This window comes from Vibrio hippocampi, from assembly GCF_921292975.1.
Lineage (GTDB): Bacteria > Pseudomonadota > Gammaproteobacteria > Enterobacterales > Vibrionaceae > Vibrio > Vibrio hippocampi.
Window position 1 is genome coordinate 1,397,490 of record NZ_CAKLCM010000003.1, and the last position, 15,058, is coordinate 1,412,547.

Annotated in this window: 15 protein-coding genes; 6 read left to right on the forward strand and 9 right to left on the reverse strand. The window is 45.0% G+C overall.

From position 1 onward, the window contains the following. Nucleotides 1-5 precede the first annotated feature (5 nt). Nucleotides 6-800: an alpha/beta fold hydrolase gene (locus L9Q39_RS19285; protein WP_237486768.1), complete on the reverse strand. Its 795-nt coding sequence runs from the start codon at nt 798-800 to the stop codon at nt 6-8. Between the two features lie 341 nt (nt 801-1,141). On the opposite strand from L9Q39_RS19285, the gene L9Q39_RS19290 reads away from it, so the two are divergent. Continuing rightward, entirely contained in the window at nt 1,142-1,564 is a 423-nt protein-coding gene (locus tag L9Q39_RS19290; RefSeq protein ID WP_237486769.1) for a GNAT family N-acetyltransferase, read from the forward strand. Between the two features lie 102 nt (nt 1,565-1,666). On the opposite strand, the gene L9Q39_RS19295 is transcribed toward L9Q39_RS19290, so the two are convergent. Then, on the reverse strand, nt 1,667-2,584 hold the full coding sequence (locus L9Q39_RS19295; protein ID WP_237486770.1) for a DnaJ C-terminal domain-containing protein: 918 nt from the start codon (nt 2,582-2,584) through the stop codon (nt 1,667-1,669). Nucleotides 2,585-3,101: 517 nt separating this feature from the next. On the opposite strand from L9Q39_RS19295, the gene glgC reads away from it, so the two are divergent. From glgC to L9Q39_RS19310, 3 genes are all read left to right on the forward strand, one after another. Next, entirely contained in the window at nt 3,102-4,412 is a 1,311-nt protein-coding gene (gene glgC, locus L9Q39_RS19300) for a glucose-1-phosphate adenylyltransferase (protein ID WP_237486771.1), read from the forward strand. A 207-nt stretch (nt 4,413-4,619) separates the two neighbouring features. Beyond that, the gene (gene yghU, locus L9Q39_RS19305; protein WP_237486772.1) at nt 4,620-5,477 is read left to right on the forward strand and encodes a glutathione-dependent disulfide-bond oxidoreductase; all 858 of its coding nucleotides are present in this window, start codon (nt 4,620-4,622) and stop codon (nt 5,475-5,477) included. A 214-nt stretch (nt 5,478-5,691) separates the two neighbouring features. After that, complete coding sequence (locus tag L9Q39_RS19310) at nt 5,692-5,877, forward strand: DUF2256 domain-containing protein (RefSeq protein WP_237486773.1); 186 nt, start codon at nt 5,692-5,694, stop codon at nt 5,875-5,877. Here the strand turns inward: L9Q39_RS19310 and L9Q39_RS19315 are convergent. From L9Q39_RS19315 to L9Q39_RS19325, 3 genes are read right to left on the reverse strand one after another with little or no spacing between them, the layout of a single operon-like run. Further along, on the reverse strand, nt 5,843-6,562 hold the full coding sequence (locus L9Q39_RS19315) for an SDR family oxidoreductase (protein WP_237486774.1): 720 nt from the start codon (nt 6,560-6,562) through the stop codon (nt 5,843-5,845). The two genes, L9Q39_RS19310 and L9Q39_RS19315, sit on opposite strands and share 35 nt — an antisense overlap. Next, on the reverse strand, nt 6,562-8,118 hold the full coding sequence (locus L9Q39_RS19320) for a cryptochrome/photolyase family protein (protein ID WP_237486776.1): 1,557 nt from the start codon (nt 8,116-8,118) through the stop codon (nt 6,562-6,564). Before L9Q39_RS19320 ends, L9Q39_RS19315 begins: the two co-directional genes overlap by 1 nt. Continuing rightward, nucleotides 8,096-9,472 (reverse strand): DASH family cryptochrome, encoded by a 1,377-nt coding sequence (locus tag L9Q39_RS19325; RefSeq protein ID WP_237486779.1) that lies wholly within the window; start codon nt 9,470-9,472, stop codon nt 8,096-8,098. Before L9Q39_RS19325 ends, L9Q39_RS19320 begins: the two co-directional genes overlap by 23 nt. Before the next feature lie 316 nt (nt 9,473-9,788). On the opposite strand from L9Q39_RS19325, the gene L9Q39_RS19330 reads away from it, so the two are divergent. Both L9Q39_RS19330 and L9Q39_RS19335 read left to right on the forward strand, forming a co-directional pair. Beyond that, the gene (locus L9Q39_RS19330; protein ID WP_237486781.1) at nt 9,789-10,538 is read left to right on the forward strand and encodes an arylamine N-acetyltransferase family protein; all 750 of its coding nucleotides are present in this window, start codon (nt 9,789-9,791) and stop codon (nt 10,536-10,538) included. Nucleotides 10,539-10,725: 187 nt separating this feature from the next. After that, entirely contained in the window at nt 10,726-11,685 is a 960-nt protein-coding gene (locus L9Q39_RS19335) for a transposase (RefSeq protein ID WP_237486782.1), read from the forward strand. A gap of 337 nt (nt 11,686-12,022) precedes the next feature. On the opposite strand, the gene L9Q39_RS19340 is transcribed toward L9Q39_RS19335, so the two are convergent. The 4 genes from L9Q39_RS19340 to phnN all read right to left on the reverse strand — a co-directional run bounded on the left by L9Q39_RS19340 (nt 12,023) and on the right by phnN (nt 15,055). Next, nucleotides 12,023-12,682: an NAD(P)H-dependent oxidoreductase gene (locus L9Q39_RS19340; protein WP_237486784.1), complete on the reverse strand. Its 660-nt coding sequence runs from the start codon at nt 12,680-12,682 to the stop codon at nt 12,023-12,025. A gap of 350 nt (nt 12,683-13,032) precedes the next feature. Continuing rightward, a complete protein-coding gene (locus tag L9Q39_RS19345; RefSeq protein ID WP_237486786.1) occupies nt 13,033-13,707 on the reverse strand; it encodes a DapH/DapD/GlmU-related protein in 675 nt (224 codons plus the stop codon). Beyond that, nucleotides 13,704-14,486, reverse strand: a complete 783-nt coding sequence (gene phnP, locus L9Q39_RS19350) for a phosphonate metabolism protein PhnP (protein WP_237486787.1) — start codon at nt 14,484-14,486, stop codon at nt 13,704-13,706. The genes L9Q39_RS19345 and phnP overlap by 4 nt, the downstream gene beginning before the upstream one ends. Further along, nucleotides 14,483-15,055, reverse strand: coding sequence for a ribose 1,5-bisphosphokinase (gene phnN / locus L9Q39_RS19355; RefSeq protein WP_237486789.1), 573 nt, complete (start codon nt 15,053-15,055; stop codon nt 14,483-14,485). The genes phnP and phnN overlap by 4 nt, the downstream gene beginning before the upstream one ends. Nucleotides 15,056-15,058: the final 3 nt, after the last annotated feature.

The following is a 15,058-nucleotide window of genomic DNA, read 5'->3' on the forward strand; positions in this document are numbered from 1 at the left end:
AGTGTTTATTGTGTCTTCTGTTCGCTGAATCGATCAGGCGTAAAAGTGCCTGTCCTGAAATAGTTCAGTATCAATCCTGCTACATGGGGATCTCTTCTAAGTCTATCGTGCTTTACATTGACCTCGATAAAATCTGTCATTCCTTGCAGTTGTGCTGATGATACAGAAACCAACCCATCATTCGTGGCTTCAAACATCCCACTCAATGCTGGATAGGTTCGAGTACCAGCGATAACACCAAACGCATAGTTTGGCTCAGGCAAAGAATTAGGAAAACTCGCGTCATCTGTCGTCAACGATTCCGCGGTGCCTCCAACCAAAGAAATCAGCCAAGATCCGGAGAAGAAATCAGCCACGTCACTGCCGTGGTTTGGTGTACCCAGTAACACCACCCTGCCCATTAACTCCGAGTCAACAAAATCGGTGTGTTTGTCCAAATAATCTCTAATCACTAAACCACCCAATGAGTGACCAACAAAATGAATTTTGCCTTGTTGCTCTTCCTCAGGGTAATCGGGATACCAGTCATTAATACAGCGTGTTAGTTCATTGGCGCTGCTGTCCAAGGTATGCTGCAGTGTTTGGCGGATAGTGGGATAGTCAACCACACAGACTTGATAGTGCTGCTCCTTAAAAATGGACGCCATCGTTTTCATCGACCAAGCACTTCTGGCGAGTCCATGTACCACGATAATATGTTGCTGCTGAGTGCCTCCTACCTCCACAGGTTCCTCTGTATTTGGTCGACTGCAACCCGCTAAAGACAGCAACGTTAAAATTATTATGATTCGCCAGTTCATAGTTCACCTTTGTTTTTCATTTCTTGTTTTTCATTTCTTGCTTTTCGCTTGTCGATGTTATGGCTGTTCAAGTGACTGTGGTTTGAAGTTCTAGTTCGTCATCACAATGACATATACCCATAATAATTCATTGATAGTATGGCATGTTTTTTTAATGCAAGCTTGTCGCAACCAAGAGTAACTAAACGTGACAAAAAACCAAATTAATTGGGGTTGGTAGCAGATCATTGATAGGTCGTTATGTGTCAGTTGCTATGATCAGTTGCTAAGTATCCGTTACGATGCGTCAGTAGCTATGTATTAGGAGCTATGTATTAGTCACTATGAATCAATAGGAAAATATGGAAGTTAAATTTTTACAGCTTAATAACGAATACCCAGCCGTTTTAGAAGTCCTGCGCCAACTGCGTAGCAACTATGATGTTAGCGTACTCGCAGAGCAAATTGAAAGACAGAAAGCGTCCGGTTACCAGATAGTTTATGTCACTTCTGCACAAGGGATCTTAGCGGTTGCGGGGTTTAACACGGGGGAAAAACTGGCGTGGGGGAAATACTTATACATCGACGAACTCGTCACCAACCACCACTTTCGCTCACAAGGTGTGGGGAAGTTTCTTCTCGATTGGCTCAAAAGTTATGCCAAACAACTGAACTGTGACCAAGTTCATTTAGATTCTGGCGTACAACGTTTTGCGGCACACAAGTTCTATCTACGAGAAGATTTCAATATTGTCAGCCACCATTTTTCCTATCATTTAGACTAGTGCAACATGACCGCGTCCGATTGAAGTTGGTGTCGTCACTCTCAATATTGCTGAGATTGAAGAGTGACCCGCTTTAACCGCGGGTCAATTTAAGCACTTTAATTAGGACGCTAAACTGGCACTAAGCTGACGTAGCAACTCTTTTTGGTGGTCATTTAAATTCGTCGGTACTTGCACCTGAATTTTGACTAAAAGATCGCCAGCGTTGCCTTTTCGGTTCGTCACCCCTTTGCCGGTTATCTTAAACTTACGACCCGTTTGAGTGCCTTCCGGTATTTTTAGCTTAAAGCGACTATCAAAGGCGTCAACCTCCACCTCGCCGCCCAATGCAGCCTTCACCATATCGATGGGCGTTGTGACAATAAGATCGTCATTTTCGCGTTCAATATAGGGGTGTGGTCGAGTCGCCACAATAAGCAACAAATCACCTGCGGGACCACCATGAGTTCCAGGTTCACCCTTACCTGCGTAGCGAATTTTCTCACCATCACGGATGCCCGCTGGAATTTTAACGTTGATTCTCTTGGTTGCCCCAGCAATTGGGAGTTCTACTTCTTTCTCTGTGCCTTTAATCGCTTCGATCAAATCCACAGTAAGGGTAAACTCCTTATTGGCGCCTTTCTCAGGTCTTGCTTGACGACTTCTAGCCTGAGAAAAAATATCTTCAAAACCACCCGAGCTCGATCCACCAAAGCCAGAACCACCAAAACCCTGCCCACGCTGACGAAAAGCACTACCAAATATGTCATCAAAACCGCTTTGGTGACCACCTTGATAACCGCCCTGACCGCCGGACTCAAATGCCGAGTGCCCAAATTGATCATACTGGCGGCGCTTTTCTTTGTTTGAGAGTATCTCGTAGGCTTGCTTAATTTCTTTAAAACGCGCTTCAGCTATCTCACTCCCCGGATTCTTGTCGGGATGAAATTTCATTGCCAATTTCTTGTACGCTTTTTTAATTTCTGTTTCAGACGCCTGTTTCGAAACGCCTAACACACCATAATAATCTTTATTTGGCATCCCTAATTACTCACCTAATCTACGTTGCTTTGGGACCGTCGTGCTTTCACACTTAAACATTGCAAGTTTATGTATTTATCCCCATAACTCAAGATATTATACGGTTCTCTAGCGCTGAAAGCCGAAAAGCTCCCTTACTTCGTGGTCTTACCACCAATAAATCCCTAAAACTTGTCTGGACATCCCCCCACCTGTAATGGTTATGTAACAACGTGCGTATAGCGTTAGGTTTTTGTACTACCTGAACTAGGTAAGCTGTACTGACGAATTTCATGACGATGTTTTACAGTAAGTTACACCTTATCAATTTGTTAACTTACTGACGCCATAGTGGATTTATCCTTTGTTACATTTTATGGGATGAATTGCATAACTAGCAGCTGTACTAATAGCTGAGAAAGATTATTGACGTAATTGCGTGTGGCTAACAATCTAGCTGGTTTAACTTTCATATTTATACCGGTTTAACGCAGCTCTTCACGTCTTTTGTGCTTGTAATAGAAGGAGTAGTTATACAATGCCAAAGGAAAACCAATATTCACACATTTCGAGCAACGCCCGACTCCGTAATACCACTGCAATGATCCTTGCAGGAGGAAAGGGAACTCGGCTCAAAGAGCTAACTTCAAACATTGCCAAACCCGCGGTTTCATTTGGTGGTAAATTCAAAATTATTGACTTTGCTCTATCCAATTGCATTAACTCCGGTATTCGCAATGTTGGCGTTCTAACCCAGTACATGGCACAAGATCTTATCCAACATATCCAGTCAGGCTGGCAATCAACCTACTCTGCTTTAGGAGAAGGTGTACATATTATTCCCGCTCAACAGCGAATCGATGAAAACTGGTATCGCGGTACTGCGGATGCTATCTATCAAAACTTAGATATCATTAAGCGCAGAGCGCATACCGAGCGAATTCTTATCTTGGGTGGCGATCATATTTACAAGATGGATTACTCTCGAATGATCAACTTTCATGTTGAGAGCGGTGCTGATGTCACCGTCGCTTGTATCCAAAAACCTATCGAACAGGCGTCTGAATTTGGTGTCATGGGTCTTAACGACGAAGGCGATATCATTAACTTCGTAGAAAAACCCGCTAATCCAACACCTATGCCAAACGACTCATCTAAAGCGCTCATTTCAATGGGTATTTACATCTTTAATCTTGATGTTTTAGATGAGGAACTAAAAAACGCACTGCATAGCCCAGACTATAAGCACGATTTTGGTCACAACATCATTCCGAGTTTGATTGGACGCTGCAAGATTAAAGGCTACGTGTTTACCGAGCGCGGGCACCCTGGTCAAAATGGCTATTGGCGCGATGTGGGTCATGTCGACGAATATTATGCTGCAACAATGGATTTGCTAGCACCCACGCCTGAGCTCGATATCTATGATACCAACTGGCCAATCATGACCAACCAGGTACAACGCCCAGGAGCGAAGTTCCTCTTCAACGATCCAAACCGAAGAGGTTTCGCGGTTGATTCCGTTGTCGGTGCAGGCGCTATCATTTCCGGCGCTCAAGTGACACATAGCTTAATTTCCTATGATGTTCGCATTGAAGATTTCAGCGAAGTAACCGACTGCATCTTGCTCCCTGGGGCTAAAGTGGGTCAAAACTGCAAACTCAATAAAGTCATCGTCGGTGAAAATTGCACCATCCCTGACGGTGTTGAGATCGGTTTCGACCTTGAGCAAGACAAGCACAAATATACCGTCACTGAAGAAGGTATTGTTCTAGTCAGTTCTGAAATGTTCCACTCGCAAGATAAACCCGTCAAGCCTGCTACACCTTCAGAGCCTATCTCGGCTTAAACCTGCAATAACTGCCCACCACCCCAACTGTGGGCAGTTATTTTCATAGTGCAATATCACGTCCAAACCATCTTGTTCAATTTCCTTCCCCCTGCTATTCGCTTTAGGTTCTTATATCTCATAACTAACTGAATCTTGAGCTTAGTTACGGTTGGGTATAAAGTTTCTAAACAACATTACACTCTGGTTGTAATTTAAGGAGAGATCATGAGCAACGAATACACACCACCACAAGTTTGGAAAAACGACACGCAAGGCGGCAACAAGTGGGCCAACATCAATCGCCCTGAGGCTGGCGCGAGACATGAACAAACTCTTCCCGTTGGTGAACACCCTCTGCAGCTCTACTCCTTAGGCACACCCAACGGGCAAAAAGTCACCATCATGTTGGAAGAGTTATTAGCCTTGGGTATCAGTGAAGCGGAATATGATGCTCATCTAATTAAGATTGGTGAGGGAGATCAGTTCTCTAGTGGTTTCGTTAACGTCAACCCGAATTCAAAGATCCCTGCTCTAGTCGATACGTCCACTAAAGAGGTGGTCAACGTGTTCGAATCGGCGTCCATTTTGGTCTACCTTGCTGAGAAATTTGACCAGTTTCTTCCCACCAATGGTCCGGAGCGCACCAGCACCTTTAATTGGCTTTTTTGGGCACAAGGTTCTGCGCCATTTCTAGGGGGTGGCTTCGGACACTTCTACGCGTATGCTGATGTCAAACAAGAGTACCCAATAAACCGATTTGCGATGGAAGCGAAGAGACAGCTGGATGTACTCGATAAGCAACTCGCTAATAACACGTTTGTCGCTGGCGAAGAGTACACCATCGCGGATATGGCGATTTGGCCTTGGTATGGCAACTTAGTTTTAGGACGACTTTATGACGCCGCTGAGTTTCTACAGGTCGAGTCTTATCACCATGTAGTACGTTGGGCCAAAATGATTGATGAGAGGACAGCCGTTGCAAGAGGGCGCATTGTCAACAGACCCTTTGGTGAAGAGTGGGAAAAAGTCATTGAACGTCATAGCGCGAAAGATATTGATGATATTCTAAGTCTGAAGCCGTAACCAACATTCGCATGTCGTATCAAATATTTGTTAGGTTTTGGGTTTTAGGTGCTAGGTCTTAGGTTCTAGGGTGTAGGTTGATATGACCCGTAAAAGTAGCCTAGAGCCTAGAGCCTAGAGCCTAGAGCCTAGAGCCTAGAAGATTCTAGCTAGGGTGATCAAATCCGCTAGGTTTGACGTATCCACAAGGTAGTATTTTTACATATGGATAGACATGCACCGCAAAGCACATCTGCCTTGCAAACTCTGCCCGGTTTGCTTACGAAATTTCGTGTGGCGCAAAAAATGGCAACGCTGCTGGGAAGAGGTCATTTACTGTTCCCAGCGATGCCGAGCCACTAAAAAATCAACCCTAAATAAAACCTCTACCACGGGACAATCGTCCCATCGTAGGCGATAAACTGTCCACTGGCTTCTGGCCGATGACACTGCAAAATATGGATGATGTCGCACGCCACTTTCTCGGGTCGAAACAACTTACCTTGAGGAACATTAGCTTGGAATGGTTTAGAGAGTTCACTATCTGTCGTCCCCGGATGAAGCGCTAAAACCACACCTGACTGAACCGTTCTGCCCCACTCTATCGACAGAGTCTTGAGCGCCATATTTAACGCCGCTTTGGAAGATCGATAGCTATACCAACCCCCAAGACGATTATCCTCAATGCTGCCAACCCGAGCCGAAATCACAGCAAAACGTGGATGGGTGCTTTTTTTCAGTGCGGGTGTGAAGTGCTTAGCGAGTAACAAGGTTGGCAGTGTATTAATCTGAATATTTTGCATAAAGAAATCGCCGTCAAAACTACCGATGCTCTTTTCAGGCTTTACTTGTTCGTTATGTAATATGCCCACACAATTAATTAACCAATCCAAATTTTCGATATTGCTAGAAAGTCGTTCAATCTGTCGCTCATCCGTCAAATCCAGTTTCACCCACGTTACCCTCGATTCAGGATCTAATGTTGCAGATTCTGGCTGGCTTCTATGGTAAGTGCCCCATATCTTGGCATCCGGAAATTGCTTGAATGTCTGTTGCAGCAATGCAAACCCTATCGCCCCTGAAGCACCTAGAATCAATATATTCATTACAACGCCTCAATATTGGATAACACGCTTTGGGCTTGAGCAAGGATCTCCGATTGCTGACTGTCCTCTAGCCCATCCCAGTAGCGGTAAATCATGCCAACCCTTGGGTTGACGCCAATTCTCTGTCGATGTTTAACCATAAAATTCCAATACAGACTGTTGAAGGGACAGGCATCACAACCGACTTTCTGCTTCACGTCGTAATGACACCCCTTACAGTGATCACTCATTTTGTTGATATAAGCGCCGCTTGCCGCATAAGGTTTAGTCGCAACCATTCCACCATCAGAGAACAACGCCATACCTCGAGTATTAGGCATCTCTACCCATTCTATGGCGTCTATATAAATCCCCAGATACCAAGCATCCACTTCATCGGGCGCAATACCTGCCAACAAACAGAAATTCCCTGTCACCATCAACCTTTGAATATGGTGGGCATAAGCATATTTTAAAGACTGCCCAATCGCCGCTTTCATACACGACATCTTGGTGTCACCGGTCCAAAAAAACTCAGGTAAATTCCGTTCAGCCACCAAAGCATTTAACGTCTTGTACTCGGGCATGTTTGCCCAATACATTCCTCGAATATACTCTCTCCACCCCAAAATCTGCCGCACAAAGCCCTCTATCTGAGACAAGTCGATTGCTGGGTTTTCTTGATAGGCCGCGATGGCGGCTTCAATCACTTCTATGGGCTGAATTAGCTTACAATTAAGCGAAAACGAGAGTCGACTATGATAGAGGGTCCAACTGTCTAAACTATTTTCAGTCATTGCATCCTGATAACGACCAAAGTTGGGTAAACACTGCTCACAAAAGTGCGCCAGTAGCAACATGCCCTCTTCGCGACTTGTGGGCCAAATCAAGTCCCCCTCAGCCTCTCCAATGGTCTGTACGCCGTGAGTGTCGAGTCGCTGCTTAATATCTGTAATGTCATGGGAGAACAGCAGAGCCATTGGAATTTTAGCGATGGCAGACTTGGTCAGCTTGTTTCTATTATTGGCATCATAGTTCCAACGTCCTCCTTGAGGTTGGTCTTGTTGCATAAGAAACCCTGTCTGCCTTCGCATATGACGATAGAAAAACTCCATTTTGACGTGTTTTCCATGAGGGAAGTACTTTTCTATCTGCTGGTAATCCAGAAAAAAATGTTCACTATCAACTAGTTCGATTTCAATATCAGCGAGCGTTAGGTCGAGAACTTTCATGAACAGTCGATATTCATCAGGTCGCTGGAATTCAACTTTAAATGGTTGATATTCATCAACCAAGTGAGTCACTAAGCCCGAAAAGTCCGTAAAATTAGCCGTGTCATCCAGCGTTAATAACAACACATTGTGCCCTTCGTTTTGTCTCTCTTGAGCAAAGCGACGCATAGCCAAGAAAAAGGCGGCCACTTTTTGAATATGATGCGTGGTGTACGTGACTTCTTGATGCATCTCGGCCACAATGTACATCACGCTTGAATCGACCGTTTCAAACCAAGAGTGTTGAGCATTTAACTGATCGCCGAATACAAAACGTAGTGTTTCAATATGTTTTTCCATACTCATTCTCTGTTTCCATACTGTCTATTGGCCAATCCGTGATATCGACGCTATTGAGTGACATTGTGGTGGCGTCACCATGCCATTTGCTAATAAACATACGCTGCGGATCAAACTGTTCTGTCTGTTTGTTGAGGTCGAAGTGTCGCGAAGGCTGGGGATCGGCGCCTACGCCAGCAATATATTGCCAATTCCCCCAGTTAGAACCGACATCGTAATCAATAAGGTGTACCTCAAAGAACGCCGCGCCGTAACGCCAATCCAATTGCAATTCATTAACTAGGCAGCTCGCCACAATTTGCCTTCCTCGGTTCGACATATAGCCCGTCGCCACCAATTGATGCATCAAAGCATTAACTAAAGGATAAGGTGTATTACCTAGCTGCCACATTTTAAGGCGTTGAGGATAGAGACTGGTGTGTGGGGGGTTCGGTTTAATACCTTTAAACCTAAATAGCTGAGGGCCGAACTTCATCGCATACCAAAAAAAATACTCTCTCCACAGCAACTCAAAATATATCCAGTAGGTAGAATCGTTGGCGCCATTCACTGTTTCATACTGCTTGAGTTCACGTAATATCCATTTTGGCGATACGCACCCGAGCGCCAACCAAGGAGAGAATTGAGTGGAATAATTCTCGCCATCAATCGCATTGCGCGTCTGCTTATAATGACTGGCAAAACTACCCGCAAAGTACTGACGGCAATGCGCCTGACCAGTGTGTTCCCCACCAACAAACCCATTGATATTCTGGACTGTATCCGCATCACTATTGATGGTATTCAGCGAAGCGATATCAATATGTTTCAATTCAACTGGCAAGCTCGGCGGAAGGAACCGACAGGCTAATGCCGGCTCATCAATAGGCAATGTCTCGACACGCTTTCTGAACTTAGAGAAGCTGTCAGGCAACTGTTGACAATCAAACGGCAACTGATTGGGATAGAACAAACTGGACACATAGTCGCTATGAATCGTCAATAACGGGTGTTGGGCTTGAATAGAAGACAGGGTTTTCCTCTCATCAATGCCCGCTGATGCAGAGACAAAAAGATCATGCAGTCCATATTTTGACTCGATAATGTCCAATATTTCCGCAATAGATAACGCAGTGCAATACAATTGCTGATCTCGCTGAGCTAACGACTTTGTCAGATCGAGCAGGGCTTGATGTAAGAACGTGAGTTTATACTCGCCAAAGCTCTCTGATTGAGAATATCGCTTTAAATAGGGTGATACCGTCGGCATGGTAAAAACACAAACCAAATGGTCCACCTGCGTCGAAGCGCTCAGCAATAACTGGTTGTCTTCTACGCGCAAATCGTTGCTAAACCAGTAAACACCTACTCGCTCAGTCATAGCCAAACTCCTAGAATCGCTATTCATACTTGGCATACTTTACGGCAAGTATAGGAAATTAGTTCAACTTGATATCGAGTTTAAAAAGCAACGAGGACAGAAACATCTCATCAGGCATCATTACAAAAATGGCTTATTTTGCACTAAAGACATTGATGGTACCCTGAACCTTAAGCCATAGTCCTGTCTCACATGCCATAAAAAATGCCGTCAAGCCCTGAAGAAGGGAAGCTCCCAAAGCAACGTATACAACAAAAAATCTCGAAAGCTATCAGCTAGTTAATCGACCACTAGATAACCAGAAAATAGGAATCGAATGAACATTAAAAGATTTTTGGAACGAATTGGTTACAAAGGAAAGGTTTCAATTTCATATGAATGCCTATCTCAACTTCAAGAAACCTTTATTGGCTCTGTGCCCTTTGAGAATATCGATATTATCAATAAGGTAGCACTCGATTTCTCAACCAGTGCAGTTTACGAAAAAATAGTGGAGCGTAAGCGTGGCGGTGTTTGTTTTGAAAACAACAGCTTATTTTTTTGGGCACTCTCTGAAATCGGGTTTGACGTAAGAATTATCGAAGCGGAAATGTTTCCCAAAGCACAGTTTAAGGGACATTTTGACCACATGGCTTTGATTGTAACAATGGATGAAGTGGAGTACTTAGTCGATGTGGGTAATGGCAAATATTTCGGTCAGCCTATGTCCATCTTATCCAGTGCGGTAACTGTCGGTGAAGGAACAAACTACAAGATATCAAAGTATGCCGATGACGATTTTGTACTTTGTTTCGAGGACAATGATGGTTGGAAATTTCGCTATGCTTTCAGGCTTGCCTCTAAATCGCTAACAGACTTTAAAAAAGTGAGTACATTCATTGAAACTTCGCCGGATTCACCCTTTACACAGGCTCTACTCTCGACTGTCTACAACGGTTCTAAGCGCGTTACACTTTCTGGAAACCGACTTGTGATCACAGAAAAGTCAGGTATTCAGAAAGAAAAACAAGTACCCGAATCCGAAGTCAAAGAGACGTTATTTACCCAGTTTGGTTTGTCATTATAGATAACGAGCGAGTTGGAGAGTTGCAGCGGAAGTTGCAGGCGCGGAAGTTGCAGGGACAGGCACTATTATGAAAATGAATCAGTCGTTTCATAAAACTTCGCAAAGTCACTCGTAAAATTCTGTTGTGATTCAGTTTTCTATCAAGTAGCGAGCTATATTGATGAAAATTCCACCGCCGGAGCCCATCATGACCCAAGCCAGAAGTCAGCAAGTGTGTTTAGAGGTAACACCCTACTATCATTGCGTCTCCCGCTGTGTTCGCCGTACATTTCTGTGCGGTTATGATGAACAATCACAAACAAGTTATGAGCATCGGCGAGGCTGGATACAGTCCAGAATCAAACAACTAAGCCAAGTTTTTTGTATCGACATCTGTGCCTATGCAGTGATGAGTAATCACTATCATGTGGTGGTACATATCAATCAACAACAGGCAGAAGCATTGTCGGATTTTGATGTGATAGAGCGGTGGAGTCAGCTTCATACAAAACCCGTGCTAATACAGCGTTTGCTTTCAAATCAGATAAAAAGTGTTGCCGAGTTAAACGCAGCCAATGAAATCGTGGAGCAGTGGCGAGAGCGCTTATACAGCCTTAGCTGGTTCATGCGCGAGCTGAACTTCGACATTGCGATGAAGGCAAACCGAGAGGAGGACTGCACTGGACACTTCTGGGAAAGTCGCTACAAAAGTCAGGCGCTATTAGATGAAAAAGCGCTGCTTGCCGCCATGGCTTATACCGACTTAAATCCTGTTCGAGCAGGCACGGCTAAAAAGCCAGAAACATCAGACTACACTTCTGTTCAAGACCGCCTCAAGGCTTTGAATCGGAGGCAACCCACCGCACCTTGCCTTCACCCGTTTATCGGAAACTCAACCCATGAAACGTTCGCTGGGATCCCTTTCAGACTCATGGATTATCTTGAACTGGTCGACTGGACTGGACGAGAATTTAGGCAAGGAAGAGCGAGTATTAATGCCGAATTACCGCCACTTCTGGAAAGGCTAAACCTGACTCAGCAAGAGTGGCTCAAGGTGTGTACTCAACTAGAAAGACAGCGGGCGATTTTAGTCGGCAGCAAAGCCTGCTTTCCATCAGCAATAGCGAAGATGCAACGGCAGCGGATGTATGGCTACTCGTTTGGATAATGTAACGTCATTGATAAATCATCTAACTGGCATCAGCAACGAAAGCTGCGCTTTCGCGTGGCTACCATTTTAGCATTTACCTCAATTTCCCTCGTTTTTGAAGGTTAGCGTTTCAACCTTGCTCATAAACACCATGCCTTAACGCCTAAGAAAGGTAAGTTCGGCGTTGCTACTTTTTGTTATGACTGTCCCAAATAATAATATGCCTGTCTTGATTTGAGACACAGATAATAATATTGACATGCCTGCTTTTGATATGCCCGCCCTATCTAAGATGATGATTTACAAGACAAAAAAGGAGCCCCCTTGGGACTCCTCTCAAATTCAAACCTGTTGCTTAAAGCGTGGTAATCACATCTTCCACAGCAAGACGTGCTTTTGGCTTGCCGTAGTTGTAATCTTCGCCATCTTTGTGATAACCCAATGCTAGAGCAAAATCACATACATAGCCGTCTAGCTCATCTTTAAACACGTCACCGATCAATTCAGGGTCAACGCCTTCCATTGGGGTAGACGCAATGCCAAGACGCGCAAGAACATGCAGTGTGTTGCCAAGTGCAATGTAAGTCTGAGCTTTGGTCCAGTTACCGTTGAAACCTGTCTCGTCCGTATTCAGTTCAGCAAACCCAAACGCGCCATTTAGCATGGTGTCGTACATGTCTGCCGGTAAGTGACCTGAAGAAACTTCAGCGTCAACCACTTTACGGTAGTCATCTTTGTTGTACTTAGGGTTGTGAGCGAACAAAATCGTGTGTGACGCTTCTTTCGCATGAGGTTGGTTGAACTGGTGCATGTTTTCAAAAGTATCATGGAAACGCTGTTTCGCTTCATCAGACTCAAGAACAATAAACTTCCACGGCTGTGAGTTAATTGAAGATGCGGACAGACGGATGGATTCTTTGATGACTTCCATATCCTCTGCGCTAATACGTTTAGCTGCATCGTATTTCTTTGCTGTGTAACGGCTATTTAGATCTTTGATAATTTGATGAGTCACGAGCTGCATCTCCAAAAAATAATTACAGAAAGAGGGAGTTACCCACAACCAGTCTTGGTTGACGGAGCTCATGATAGGGGGAATCCAGCTAGAGATAAAGGACTATTTAATCCATTTATTATGGATAATTAGCGCCATAATAAAACAGAGCCGGCAGTTGGGCTCTGTGAGTGCTTTTTGATATGCCAGTGCTTTTGATATGCCTGTCCTATCTAAAAATAATGAAAATATGCCTGTCCCATCTAAAGAAACACCATCTAAAGAGAAACAGAGCCCGATAGCCAGGCTCTGTGAGCAATAGCCATTGTTCAGACGCAGTGATAGAAAGTCATACCGTCAATTAACATCACTTACACCACGGATACTGATACTTGCGCTTCGAAATGTTTTAAAAATTCTTCGCAATCATTTTGAAACAGCGGCAGAGCTTGAGTAATCTGCTCATCACTCCAGTCCCACCACGCTAGAGCCTCTAAACGAGGTCCAAAGCTCGGGTCGTCAAATCTTGGTCGTAAAACACGCGCTGGATTGCCCACCACAATGGTGTACGGCGGCACATCTTTCGTTACGACACTGCCCGCGCCGACAATCGAACCATTGCCAATCGTCACCCCCGGCAACACGATGGCACCATGACCAATCCAAACATCATGACCAATTTTCACCTTGTCTTCCTTGCGCCAACTAAACACTTCATCGTCAATTGACGTCGGGTTACTTGAGGTCGAGTGGCTGCCTAAACCAAACTTTCCAGGGCGATAAGTAAAATGGTGTAAGGTGGGTCGCCACCAAGGATGATTACTCGGATTGACCCTAACTTGCGCCGCAATGGACGTGAACTTGCCAATCTCGGTATACATCAGATTACAGTCATTTTGAATGTAACTGTAATCCCCTACGACCACATTGTTTAGAATGCAGCGATCACCGATTTCCGTCCAGCGCCCCAACGCCTCACCATGTAATTGACTGCTGGCAGCCACGCTAGGTTCAGGGCTGAGTGCGGCTGTTGTTGGCTCCGTCATAGAGTTATCTCCTGTCCATCGGATAAAATTTGAAAATTTGGCGTAAACTGTTCTGGATTCTGATTGGCCCAAATTATCACATCATGACTGACATGCATCAGCCCTATATTGCTTGGCTGGCATTGCTCAAAAATCGCTTTGGTTTGAATGATGTCGTTATGGTTTTTACTCAACCGCGTCTGCTCACATTCAATAGGTGGGTAGTTGCAATCGGTCACTATCCAATCGACCTTTCGCTCTTTCAGCCACGACGCCGTTTCCTCAGGTAGCCCGTTGGTATCGGTCAGATAAGCAATACAACCTCCCTGCCACTCAAATGCGTAACCAAGGCAAGGGCGCGAGTGATTTAAGGGCAGCGCGGTAATGGTCACTTGCTGCCACACAAAAGACTCAAACGGTCGAATTCGCTGAGAAAAATCCAACATACCGGGGTATTTGTAGAGATCATCACAGCCCTGCTCATCCTCGGGTGAAATAACCGGCAATGTCGGCGCTTTGCCCCAACGCAAATCAAATAAGGCGCTGACATGATCCATGTGATAATGAGTCAACAAAATCCTATCAATGCTACCAGCGGGAAAACGCTGCATCAGATCCGGAGCATTGGCATCTAACAGCAGAATGCGACCATTGTGCTCAATGTAGGCTGACGACTTTTCGCGACGAAATTGGGGCTGGTTTTGTGCCTGTTGGCAGGCACTGCAATCACAACCATAAACCGGCATCATGGCACTATTGCCTGTCCCTAACATAGTCAATTTTAAGTCTGTTGATTTCATGCGGTTTCTCCTGACTCAAATTCTGCTCGCAACAGCGAAAATTGCTGAACGCTGTGTTCAATATTGCCACTGTTGTCGATCACACAAAGTTCCTGAGTCTGAGGCAGGGTGTATTGCGCGGCGCGGGCTAAGCGACGCTCAATGTCTTGCTCCGTCTCTCTCGCCCGATCAACTAACCTCTGGCGTAAAACCCCTTGCTCAACCTGAATCACAACCGGAATCAATTGAGCACCAAAGCAACGCCTTGCTTGTGAAAGCTCGGCTCGGGAACCGTTAACCACGACTGAAAAACCCTTGGCAAGCCACTCCATGACTTCTTGACCAATGCCATATTCAAGACCATGAGCTTGCCAATAAAGCGCAAACAGCCCTTTGTCTCTGCGTGAGCCAAACTCCTCAACGGTTAAAGCGACATGGTTTTCACCACCAGAATCTGCGGACCGCGTGATATAGCGATGAGCAACAATGAGATCATCAGGGTATTGAACCCTCACCGCGTCAATCAACGTGTCCTTACCCGAACCAGACGGACCTATCACGTAATAGAGTTTTCCAGCCATATTCGCCATTGT

Coding starts and splice junctions, on each gene's coding strand:
- L9Q39_RS19290 (WP_237486769.1), top strand. CDS start 1,142: ATGGAAGTTAAATTTTTACAGCTTAATAACGAATACCCAGCCGTTTTA.
- phnP (WP_237486787.1), bottom strand. CDS start 14,486: ATGAAATCAACAGACTTAAAATTGACTATGTTAGGGACAGGCAATAGT.
- L9Q39_RS19315 (WP_237486774.1), bottom strand. CDS start 6,562: ATGAATATATTGATTCTAGGTGCTTCAGGGGCGATAGGGTTTGCATTG.
- L9Q39_RS19345 (WP_237486786.1), bottom strand. CDS start 13,707: ATGACGGAGCCAACAACAGCCGCACTCAGCCCTGAACCTAGCGTGGCT.
- L9Q39_RS19335 (WP_237486782.1), top strand. CDS start 10,726: ATGACCCAAGCCAGAAGTCAGCAAGTGTGTTTAGAGGTAACACCCTAC.
- L9Q39_RS19295 (WP_237486770.1), bottom strand. CDS start 2,584: ATGCCAAATAAAGATTATTATGGTGTGTTAGGCGTTTCGAAACAGGCG.
- L9Q39_RS19310 (WP_237486773.1), top strand. CDS start 5,692: ATGCACCGCAAAGCACATCTGCCTTGCAAACTCTGCCCGGTTTGCTTA.
- L9Q39_RS19325 (WP_237486779.1), bottom strand. CDS start 9,472: ATGACTGAGCGAGTAGGTGTTTACTGGTTTAGCAACGATTTGCGCGTA.
- L9Q39_RS19285 (WP_237486768.1), bottom strand. CDS start 800: ATGAACTGGCGAATCATAATAATTTTAACGTTGCTGTCTTTAGCGGGT.
- phnN (WP_237486789.1), bottom strand. CDS start 15,055: ATGGCGAATATGGCTGGAAAACTCTATTACGTGATAGGTCCGTCTGGT.
- L9Q39_RS19330 (WP_237486781.1), top strand. CDS start 9,789: ATGAACATTAAAAGATTTTTGGAACGAATTGGTTACAAAGGAAAGGTT.
- yghU (WP_237486772.1), top strand. CDS start 4,620: ATGAGCAACGAATACACACCACCACAAGTTTGGAAAAACGACACGCAA.
- glgC (WP_237486771.1), top strand. CDS start 3,102: ATGCCAAAGGAAAACCAATATTCACACATTTCGAGCAACGCCCGACTC.
- L9Q39_RS19320 (WP_237486776.1), bottom strand. CDS start 8,118: ATGAGTATGGAAAAACATATTGAAACACTACGTTTTGTATTCGGCGAT.